10 protein-coding genes and 2 tRNA genes are annotated in these 8,737 nt (G+C 63.6%); 5 read left to right on the forward strand and 7 right to left on the reverse strand.

Annotation, left to right across the window (positions count from 1 at the left end; translation table 11 throughout):
* From EN991_RS13150 to rbsK, 3 genes are all read left to right on the forward strand, one after another.
* Positions 1 to 216, forward strand: a 216-nt coding sequence (locus EN991_RS13150) for a TOBE domain-containing protein (protein WP_127368909.1), incomplete at its 5' end; no start/stop codon positions are given.
* A 21-nt stretch (positions 217 to 237) separates the two neighbouring features.
* The gene (locus EN991_RS13155; protein WP_064995418.1) at positions 238 to 690 is read left to right on the forward strand and encodes an RbsD/FucU family protein; all 453 of its coding nucleotides are present in this window, start codon (positions 238 to 240) and stop codon (positions 688 to 690) included.
* Between the two features lie 4 nt (positions 691 to 694).
* Positions 695 to 1,624, forward strand: coding sequence for a ribokinase (gene rbsK / locus EN991_RS13160; protein ID WP_063171949.1), 930 nt, complete (start codon positions 695 to 697; stop codon positions 1,622 to 1,624).
* A 145-nt stretch (positions 1,625 to 1,769) separates the two neighbouring features.
* On the opposite strand, the gene EN991_RS13165 is transcribed toward rbsK, so the two are convergent.
* Positions 1,770 to 1,846 (reverse strand) — tRNA-Asp (locus EN991_RS13165).
* A 216-nt stretch (positions 1,847 to 2,062) separates the two neighbouring features.
* On the opposite strand from EN991_RS13165, the gene EN991_RS13170 reads away from it, so the two are divergent.
* A tRNA-Val gene (locus tag EN991_RS13170) sits at positions 2,063 to 2,138 on the forward strand.
* 1 nt (position 2,139) lies between these two features.
* Here EN991_RS13170 and EN991_RS13175 read toward each other — a convergent pair.
* From EN991_RS13175 to EN991_RS13200, 6 genes are all read right to left on the reverse strand, one after another.
* Complete coding sequence (locus tag EN991_RS13175) at positions 2,140 to 2,793, reverse strand: GNAT family N-acetyltransferase (protein WP_127368910.1); 654 nt, start codon at positions 2,791 to 2,793, stop codon at positions 2,140 to 2,142.
* Positions 2,790 to 3,560 carry an SDR family NAD(P)-dependent oxidoreductase gene (locus EN991_RS13180; protein WP_013532178.1) on the reverse strand — a complete coding sequence of 257 codons (771 nt, stop codon included), beginning with the start codon at positions 3,558 to 3,560 and terminating at the stop codon, positions 2,790 to 2,792. The genes EN991_RS13175 and EN991_RS13180 overlap by 4 nt, the downstream gene beginning before the upstream one ends.
* 13 nt (positions 3,561 to 3,573) lie before the next feature.
* Positions 3,574 to 4,569: an ABC transporter permease gene (locus tag EN991_RS13185; protein WP_013532177.1), complete on the reverse strand. Its 996-nt coding sequence runs from the start codon at positions 4,567 to 4,569 to the stop codon at positions 3,574 to 3,576.
* Between the two features lie 145 nt (positions 4,570 to 4,714).
* Complete coding sequence (locus EN991_RS13190) at positions 4,715 to 5,755, reverse strand: sugar ABC transporter substrate-binding protein (protein ID WP_027162389.1); 1,041 nt, start codon at positions 5,753 to 5,755, stop codon at positions 4,715 to 4,717.
* A gap of 39 nt (positions 5,756 to 5,794) precedes the next feature.
* A complete protein-coding gene (locus EN991_RS13195) occupies positions 5,795 to 6,559 on the reverse strand; it encodes an ATP-binding cassette domain-containing protein (protein ID WP_013532175.1) in 765 nt (254 codons plus the stop codon).
* On the reverse strand, positions 6,556 to 7,722 hold the full coding sequence (locus EN991_RS13200; protein WP_013532174.1) for an ROK family transcriptional regulator: 1,167 nt from the start codon (positions 7,720 to 7,722) through the stop codon (positions 6,556 to 6,558). Before EN991_RS13200 ends, EN991_RS13195 begins: the two co-directional genes overlap by 4 nt.
* Before the next feature lie 222 nt (positions 7,723 to 7,944).
* Between EN991_RS13200 and EN991_RS13210 the strand changes: the two genes are divergently transcribed.
* The coding region (locus EN991_RS13210; RefSeq protein ID WP_127368911.1) for a Xaa-Pro peptidase family protein at positions 7,945 to 8,737 on the forward strand (793 nt) is incomplete at its 3' end.

Genomic DNA, 8,737 nt, shown 5'->3' on the forward strand with positions numbered 1-8,737 from the left:
GAGCACCTCGAGATCCATCCCGACGGGGTGCCGGCGAAGATTTCGGTGGTCGAGCCGACCGGCTCGGAAACGCTGGTGTTCCTGCGCTTCGGCGAAGGCGAGATGGTGGCGCTGTTTCGCGAGCGCCACGACTTCAAGCCGGGCGATACGCTGAAGCTGAAGCCAAGGCTCGACCAGATCCATCTTTTCGACGCAGAGACCGGCAAGCGTCTCTGATCTCAACTCACGAGGAATACCATGCTCAAAGGCATCAACCCGCTGCTCAATGCCGACGTGCTGCAGGCATTGCGGGCAATGGGGCATGGCGATGATCTGATCATCGCCGACACCAATTTTCCGTCCGATTCGGTGGCGCGCCAGACGGCGCTCGGCCGCGTGCTGCGCATCGATGCCTCGGCCGCGCAAGTGGTCAAGGCGGTGCTGTCGCTCTACCCGCTCGACACCTTCGTCGACGATTCGGCCGCGCGCATGGAAATCGTCGGCAAGCCGGACGAGATTCCTGAAGTGCAGAAGGAAGTGCAGAAGGAAGTCGATAAGGCCGAGGGCAAGTCGTGGCCGATGATCGCGGTCGAGCGCTACGCCTTCTACGAGCGCGCCAAACAAGCCTATTGTGTCATCCAGACCGGCGAACGCCGCTTCTATGGCTGCTTCGCCTTCCGCAAGGGCGTCGTGCCGCCGGATGCGGAGTAGCGGCATGGCTTCGGGCAAGCCGGTCGTCATATTGGGTGTGTTCGTCGCCGACACCGCCTACAGGGCGCAGCGGCAGCCGCGCATGGGCGAAACGATCCTCGGCACATCCTTCGCGCTGGGTCCCGGCGGCAAGGGCTCGAACCAGGCGGTGGCCGCCGGCAAGCTCGGCGCCGACGTCACCTTCCTCACCCGCCTCGGCGTCGATCCCTTCGCCGACATGGCCAGGCAGACCTGGGCGCAGGCGGGCGTCAAGGATGCCGTCATCGATACGCCGGAAAGCTACACCGGCGCGGCCTACATCTTCGTCGAGGAGACGACCGGCAACAACGCCATCATCGTCAGCCCCGGTGCTGCCATGCTGATCTCTCCAGCCGATATCGAAGCCAATGCCGCATTGATCAGCAATGCCGGTGTCTTTGTCACGCAGCTCGAACAGCCGATCGAAGCAGCCATGCGGGCGTTGGAGATCGCGCGTGGGGCAGGGGTGACGACGATCCTCAACCCAGCCCCTGCGGCAAAGCTTCCCGACCGCATCTACACGCTCTGCGACTACCTCACGCCCAACGAGACCGAGACGGAGGAACTGACCGGGATGAAGGTGTCCTCGGTCGACGAGGCGCGAGCCGCCGCCGACAGTCTGCTCAAAAAGGGGGTCGGCACAGTCATCGTCACGCTCGGCGACAAGGGCGCGCTTTTGCACTCGAAAGATCGCTCCGACCACGTTCCAGCCGTCAGCGCCGGCCCGGTGGTCGAAACCACGGGGGCAGGCGATGCTTTCAATGGCGGGCTTGCCGCTGCACTTTCGAGGGGCGTGGAGCCGCTGCAGGCGGTGCGCTTCGCTTGCGCCGTCGCCGGAATCTCGGTGACCCGGCCAGGGACTGCGCCATCCATGCCGACGCTGCAGGAGGTCGAGGCGCTGCTGGCGAGAGGATGATCTTGCGCGGCAAGACGTCTGCATGGGCCGAACGGACCTGAGTGACCTCAGGTCTCTTGGACCTCAGGTCTCTTGCAAGACAACATTTTTGACAATCAATGTCGACATTTCTCCAAAGCCAAGGGCTTGATACCCTTGAGAGAAATGGCGCGAGTGACGGGGCTCGAACCCGCGACCTCCGGCGTGACAGGCCGGCACTCTAACCAACTGAGCTACACCCGCGCATGGCGAACACGTGTCAGCCGTGTTCGTCGTTGGGGCGCTGGATAAGGGGTTCGCCACCGGGTGTCAAGCGCACCAAACCATCATAACAGCAAACAGGAGAAGGTTTTTTGACAGCCGGCGTTTTGTTGGCAAAACCGGCATCCAACCAGGGCGTCCTGCGCTCATTTGGCCTTGCGAAGCGGACCCTGACCGCTTAAAGGTCCGGCCCGGAGCGGGCGATTAGCTCAGTTGGTAGAGCGCTTCGTTTACACCGAAGATGTCGGCGGTTCGAGCCCGTCATCGCCCACCATTCACACGATCTCCGGTGCGGTTGTCAGCCGTTTGGCGACATAGATGCTGTGGTCGGGCAATCCCGGCTCCCGCAACACTGCGAATCCGATGGCCCTGTAGAAGCGCAGCGCGTTGTGATTGTCCGGCATCACTTCGAGGCAAAGCCCGCGTGATCCGAGCGCGGCGAGCCTTTGCTCGAGAAAAGCCATCGCCCGCCGGCCGATGCCTTTTCCACGCGCTTGCGGCAACAGGTCGATATGACCGTGCGAAGGGTAGGCAGCCAGGGCCGGCGGAATGGTGAAGTCGCGATGATGGATCTGGTGGCGAGCCCAGTCGCTGCCGCTCCAGCGCGTGCGGTCGGGTCCGGGATCGGTCACCTGCGCGCGAAGGCGCGGATACCACCTTGCTGCCAGGCCTGCATTGAAAGCCTTTGTGTCTTTTGCACCCAGCAGATAGCCCGCGGCGCCCGTTGGCCCATCGACGATGAAAGCGAGGTCGGGCTCCAGCACCTGGTAGGGGATGGTGTAGATTTGGCCCAACAGATCCGGAGCGTCTTCGCGACCGGTTGCATCCTGGCCGGCATCACCGGTCTTGAGGCAGATCATGGCAAGTGCTGGATGGTCGGCCTCGGTCGCCTGGCGCAGGAAGAAGCCATCGCCGAAATCGATGATCATGGCGGAACGAGCCGGAAATCGCTGCCTTCGGGCAGCAACTGCCCACCATCGACGACGATGGTCGTGCCGGTGATGTAACTGGCATCGTCCGAGGCGAGGAACAGGAAGGCATTGGCGACGTCGCGCGGGCTGCCGAGGCGGCCAAGCGGGATGGAATCCTCCATGTTCTTGATGAACGCCTCGCCGCGATGCAGCTCGATCGCTTCGGTCAGGATGTTGCCGGGCTCGACGCCGTTGACGGTGATGCCGTAGCCGGAGAATTCCAGTGCCGCGGCGCGGATGAAGCCGTTGATGCCGGCCTTGCTGGCCGAATAGTGGCCATGGCCCGGGCTGGTGACATGCGGACCGGTGATGGAGGAGGTGTAGAGCATGCGGCCGAAGCGTTGCGCCTTCATCGGCACCAGGGCCGCGCGGCTGGCATTGAAGGTGCCGCGCAGATTGACCGCCATGACGCGGTCCCAGTCGTCGGCGCTGGTGTTCTCGATCAGCTGCCAGGGATAGATGCCGGCATTCTGCACGATGATGTCGAGACGGCCATGCTGCTTCAGCGCCAGCGCCACGGCGGCCTCGGCGTCGCTCATTTGCGAGATGTCGGTGCGGATGAAGGGGACGCCCAACTCGCCAGCGGTCGCTTGCCCGGCTTCGACTTCGGTGTCGGCGAGCACCAGCCGCGCTCCCTCTTCGGCAAAGCGGAGCGCAATGCCCTTGCCGATGCCGCGGGCGGCGCCGACGATGAGCGCCACCTTGTCTTTTAGCCGTCCTGTCATGCGAGCCGTCCTGTCATGCGAGTCTTTGGCGAATGGTTTGCTTGAAGGCGTCGAGCAGCACCGCGGCCAGCACCAGCAGGCCATGAATCACCTGGGTGAAATTGGCCGGCAGGCCCATCAAATTGATCGCCGTGTTGATGGCCGAGAGCAAAAGCACGCCGGCATAGACGCCGGGGAGGGTGCCGACGCCGCCTTTGAGGCTGACGCCGCCGATGACGACCGCGGCGAAGGCGTTGAACAGCAAGCCGACGCCGAGATTGGCGGTGGCGCCCGACGTGCGGATCGCCAGCAGCCAGCCAGCGAGGCCGGCGATGGCGCCGGCGAGCACGAAGGCGATGATGAGATTGCGGTTCACCCGGATGCCGGCGCGGAAGGTCGCCGTCTCGTTGCCGCCGATCATCACCAGATGCCGGCCGAACGGCGTCTTGGCCATGATCAGCGAAAAGACCACGAAACAGCCAACCGCGATCCAGGCGGTGAGCGGCAGGCCGACAAGGCGCTGAATGCCGAACCAGCGGATGGCCGGCGCCAGGTCCTGCGCCGAGCGGCCGCCCGACACGACCAACACGAGGCCGCGCACCCAGATGTAGGACGCCAGCGTGATGATGAAGGCGCTCATCTTCACCTTGACCACCAGATAGCCGTTGAAGGCGCCGATGAGACCCCCGACTGCCAGCGCCAGCAGCAGCGAAACCGGAACCATCAGCCACTCGGGATGCAGCTGCACGCCCATGCCGATGCCCGACGAGCAAAACAGGATGCCGACCGCCATGGCGCTGAGCGCTGCGACGGATTCGACCGACAGATCCATGTGACCGGCGATGATCACCAGCGCCAGGCCGATCGACATGACGCCGAGCACGCTCGAAGCCTCGATGATGTTGGCGAAGATACCGAGCTGAAAGTAGTTCGGGACGAAGATGGAGAAGACCACCAGCACGAACAGCAGCATGAACCAGACGAGGTTGTCGAGTACGAACTCCAGGGCTTTGCGTGTGCGCGGGTTCATGGGCTGATCCGGTTGGCGCCCCCGCGAAATCAACTCGATTCCGTCGGGTTCAGGCGCGGATTCAAATTCGCCACGGCATCCTTTCGGACGCGGCGTTGTGAAAAGGCAGGCTCCGGGCCGCTACGGCCCGGAGCGCTTCAGATGACTATTCGACCGACTTGACGGTGTCCGTCGGCGGCTTCTGGTTGCCCCAGAAGGCCGGATTATCGACGTTTTCCTTGGTGATCGCGGCACCGGGGATCTTGATGTTCGGACCCCAGGATTCCTTGGTCACGGTCGATTTCAGGCCGAGCACGTCGTATTCGCCGGGCTTGATTTCCTGCTTCTTGACGATCTTGTCCATGAACATGGCGACAGCCGCGGCCTGCGCGTAAAGCGGCTGCTCGATTTCGGCGTTGAGCCAGCCCTTGCGGATCAGGTCGAGGCCGACCGGAGCGCCGTTCGAGCTCATCAGCATGACGTCGCCCGGCTTCTTGCCGGCCGCCTCGAGCGAGGCGACGGCGGCGACCGATAGGTGCGCGGCATGGCTGAAGATCAGGTCGATGTCGGGGTTGGCCAGCATCTGGTCGGCAACGATTGTGCCGGCATTGCTGGCTTCCCATTGCATGGCCGGAAGCGAGATGATCTTGACGTCCGGAAATGCCTTCATCTTCTCCTCAAAACCCTTCTGGATGTCGAGCGTGTAGGGATCGCCGGGGTCGCCGAGCACCTGCAGAACCTTGCCCTTCACCGAGCCGTTCTTGGCTTTCAGCAGCTTCTCGGCCTGATCCGCGGCGACGTAGCCGATCTCGACCGTTCCGGCGACAGAGGTGAAGTCGGACGGGGTCGAGGTGATCTGGCGGTCGAACTCGACCACCGGGATGCCGGCGGCGCGCGCGGCTTCGATGGACGGTTTCAGCGCATTGAAGTCGACTGCAGCCAGGATGATGGCCGCCGGCTTCAGCGCGATGACGTCGTTCATCTGCGATTGCTGGGCGTCGGTCTTGTTGTCGGCGTTCAGCGTCTTCATCTCGTAGCCGGTCTGCTTCAGGAACAGTTCCAGCGCGCTCACCGAGCCGGTCTGGAACTCGTCCAGCAGGGTCGGCACCATATAGTAGACGATACCCTTGGACTGGGCGAATGCCGGCGTGAGCGTGGCAAAGGCCAGTGCAAGGATACCGAAGACAGCAAGAAGTATTCGCTTCATGTCGTTCGCTCCTCTTAAGCCGGACCCCTCTTTTGTCCCTCAGCCTGTCGGTCCGGCACCGGCAAGCGTCTCACCGGTGATCATGTTGATCACCGCGTCGGGACTTGTTTTATTGCGTGCGACATCGCCGGCCACGACGCCCTGGCGGATCACCACGATCCGGTCGGCGACCTGAAAAGCCTGCTGCATGATATGGGTGATGATGACGACGCCGATGCCCTGATTGGCCACCTGGCGGATCATGTCGAGACCGCGCCGCGTCTGTTCGACACCGAGGGCGGCGAACGGTTCGTCGAGCAGCACCAGCTTGCCGCCCCAGTGCACGAAGCGGTTGAGTTCGATGGCTTGCCGCTGGCCGCCCGAAAGGTGCTCGACATTGGCGCGCAGCGAGGGAATGCGGGTGCCGGCATTGGCCAGCGCCTTTCCGACGACGGCTTCCATGGCGCGCTCGTCAAGCACGGGAATGCCGAGAAACTTGCGGGTGATCTCGCGGCCCATGAAGAAATTGGCGACCACGTCGACGTTGGTGCACAGCGAGAGATCCTGGTAGACGGTCTCGATGCCGGCCGCCTTGGCCTCGGCCGGTGATTTGGCGAGGAATTCCTTGCCCTCGAACAGCATGCGGCCCGATGTCGGCTCCAGTCCGCCTGATATGATCTTCACCAGTGTCGATTTGCCGGCGCCGTTGTCGCCCAGCAGCGCCACGACCTCGCCCTTGCCGATCGAGAAGCTGATCCCCTTGAGCGCTTCGATCGCGCCATAGTTCTTGGTGACGTTGTCGAGCACCAGCAGGGGTTCACTCATGCCGCAATCTCCCTGCCTTTGAGAAGGTCGCGCTCGCGTTCGCGTTCGGCCGCGAACATCTGCCCGAAGCGAGGTGACAGAACCCCGGAAACCGCCAGGGCGGCGGCGCCGCGCAGCACGGAATGCTGTCCGCCGCGCGCGACCACGACCCTGGGCGTCGTGCGGTCCTTGCGGGCCGAGACGGAGTTGTGCAGGCCTGCGGCCGAACCAGCCAGCATTTCGAGCAGGTCGGTGGACGCCAGCCCGCCGAGGATGACCGTCTCCGGGTCGAACAGGTTCTCGATGACGGCGACGGCGTTGTGAAAGATCGGTGCGACTTCGGCCACCCAGTCGGCCTCGCTGCCGTTCCAGCGCCGGAGCGCCTCGAGCGACAAATATCTTTCGAGGCAGCCGCTGTTGCCGCACGGGCAGGCCTCGCCGCCGGGAATGACGGGAATGTGTCCGATCTCGCCGGCATTTCCCCAGGCGCCGCGCAAGGCGCTGCCGTCATGAACCATGACGCCGCCAAGGCCGACGCCGAAATAGAGATAGTAATATTCGGAAAACTGGGCGCCGAGGCCATAAAGGCGCTCGCCCATGGCGGCCGCGGCCATATCGGTTTCAAAGAAGGCCGGCAATCCGGTGGAGGCCGCCAGCCGTTCGCGCAGCGCGACATCCTTCCAGCCGGTCATGGTGGTCGGCCCCACGAAACTCATGGACTCCACGTCGAAGGGGCCAGGCAGGGCCATGCCGACGCCCAGCACCCGTCCGCCAGCCCGCAGTCTGGTCAATTCCACCACCATCGCCCCGATCAACTCGAAGGCGTGGTCCGGCGTCGCGTTCGGCGCTTCGCGGTAGATGCTCTCGATCACGTCGCCGCTCAGATTGATCAAGGCGGCGCTGATACCAAGCGGGGTGATGTGGATGCCGACGGCATAGCCGCCCTCGGGGTTGATCCGGAGCGTCGCCGGCGGCAGGCCGCGCCCCTTCGGCTCTTCGCGCAGCGACAGGATGTAGTCCTGATCTTCCAGTTCGCGAACGATGGTCGATACGGTCTGGACGGTGAGGCCGACGCGCCGGGCGATCTCGCCGCGCGCGATCGGCCCGTGCAGGCGGATGGACTCAAGCACGATGCGCCGGTTGTATGGCCGCCCGAACTCCTGATTGGTCCCCCGCAGTGCCATGCCTTGCGCCCCTTAGGAGAGGATAGCTTGGCACCGCTTATTTATTCAGTCAAATGGAATTCAAAAATAAATGATAGTGAAACACAAATCTTGGGAAGGCCGGGTATGGACGTACCCGGTTCAGGACCTGCCCACACGCCGCCCTGGCCGATTGCCGCCATGGCGAAACCTCTTCAATGGTGAGCGAACCCGCGACCGTTGATGACAAAGCATGGAGCAAAGATGATCGAATTGCCGTTTGCCCGCGACGAGTACCGACAGCGGCTTCGCAAGATCCGCACCGAGATGGCCAAGCGCGGTCTCGAGCTCCTTGTCGTCAACGACGTTGCCAACCAGCATTACATCACCGGCTATGACGGCTGGTCGTTCTACACGCCGCAGGTGGTGCTGGTTCCAATCGAGGAGGTCGAGCCGGTCTGGATCGGGCGCGCCATGGATGCGGCCGGCGGTCTTCTGACAGCCTGGATGAAACCGGAAAACGTGGTCGGCTTTCCGGAAGACCATGTCCAGCGAGGCGATCGCCATCCCATGGACTGGATTGCGAACTGGATTGTCGCCAGGGGCTGGGGGAGCCGCCATATCGGCATCGAACTCGAAGCCTATTATTTCTCCCCCAAGGCGCACGCCCGGCTTGTCGCCGGACTTCCCAATGCAAAATGGCACGATGCCGACCTGCTGGTGAACTGGATCCGCGCGGTCAAATCGGCGCCCGAGATCGCCTATTTGCGCAAGGCGTCGACGCTCGCCGAAGCGGCCGTCACGCGAGCCTTCGAGGTGATCGCGCCGGGCGTTCGCGAATGCGATGCCATCGCCGCCATCCAGGCGGCGCAGATCGCGGGCAGCCAGGATTTTGCCGGCGACATCACAGCGCTTCCGCCGACAATCCTCGGTGGCGAGAATGCCTCGGCGCCGCACATCATGTGGAGCGACAGGCGGTTCGGAGAAAACGAGACGATTGCGCTGGAACTTGCCGGCGTTTGCCGCCGCTATGCCGCCGGCCTCGCCAGGACCATGC

This window comes from Mesorhizobium sp. M7A.F.Ca.US.005.03.2.1 (genome assembly GCF_003997795.1).
In the GTDB taxonomy this organism is placed as follows: domain Bacteria; phylum Pseudomonadota; class Alphaproteobacteria; order Rhizobiales; family Rhizobiaceae; genus Mesorhizobium; species Mesorhizobium ciceri.